Source organism: Aerococcus sp. L_32, assembly GCF_050689315.1.
The window spans coordinates 1-1,159 of the sequence record NZ_JBOEQF010000558.1; the positions used below are offsets into that span (position 1 = coordinate 1).

1 protein-coding gene is annotated in these 1,159 nt (G+C 41.4%); it reads right to left on the minus strand.

From position 1 onward, the window contains the following. Positions 1-914: ribose-phosphate diphosphokinase (locus ACRCJ0_RS14760; protein WP_431390962.1), on the minus strand; the 914-nt coding region annotated here is incomplete at its 3' end. Positions 915-1,159 lie beyond the last annotated feature (245 nt).

Below are 1,159 nucleotides of genomic sequence, written 5' to 3' on the forward strand. Positions count from 1 at the left end.
GCTTCCGCGATTAATTCAGATACAGTTACTTGTTTAATTTTATCGATACGTTTTTCATCTGCTAGGAAGATTGAGTCAGAAACGACCACTTCGTCTAAGTCTGAGTCTTCTAAACGTTGGATTGCTGGGCCAGATAATACTGGATGTGTGCAGCAAGCCACAACAGATAATGCGCCCGCGTCTTTGATTGCTGATGCAGCTAGGGTAATGGTACCCGCTGTGTCAATCATGTCATCGATGATGATGGCGTGACGGTTGGCAACGTCCCCAACAATATTCATGACTTCGGCCACGTTTGCTTTTGGACGACGTTTATCGATAATGGCAATCGGTGCTTTTAAGAATTCAGCGAGTTTACGTGCACGTGTTACCCCACCATGGTCAGGTGAAACAACAACGATGTCTGAATCGGTATAACGGTCATTGGTTAAGAAGTATTCTGCTAGTAATGGCGCACCGTATAGGTGGTCTACTGGCACTTCGAAGAAACCTTGGATTTGCGCAGCATGTAAGTCTAACGCAAGAATACGGGTTGCACCAGCATTTTCCATCATACGCGCCACTAATTTCGCTGTGATTGGTTCCCGCGGTTGTGCCTTACGGTCTTGACGTGCGTAGCCAAAGTAAGGAATCACAACATTAATCGTTTCGGCACTTGCACGACGACAAGCATCAATCATGATTAATAATTCCATCAAGTTATCATTTACTGGGTCAGATGTTGATTGGATGATATAAACATTGTCCCCACGAATAGATTCCTCAATCGCAATTTTAATTTCACCATCACTGAAATGTGACACTGAAATATGACCTAACTCTACGCCCATTGAAGTTGCAATTTTTTCAGCAAGTTCTTTGTTTGAACTCAATGAAAAGATTTTTAGTCCATGATCGACTATAGATTCTGACATTTTTTTCCCTCCACAATACTGAATGCTCAGACACTCTTATCGTACCTATTCTACCATAGAAAAACGACGATTGTTAGCTAAATAGCGAATCGAAAAATGTGAATTTAGTTAAAATATTTGCAGTCTTAGTCTTTTTTACCAATTGGTAATCTATCCCAAAAACCATCTTTATTTTCTTGACGTGAACGGGCAATCCCTAAAGCCTTGCTTGGGACATCTTTGGTAATAGTTGAACCAGCTGCTAA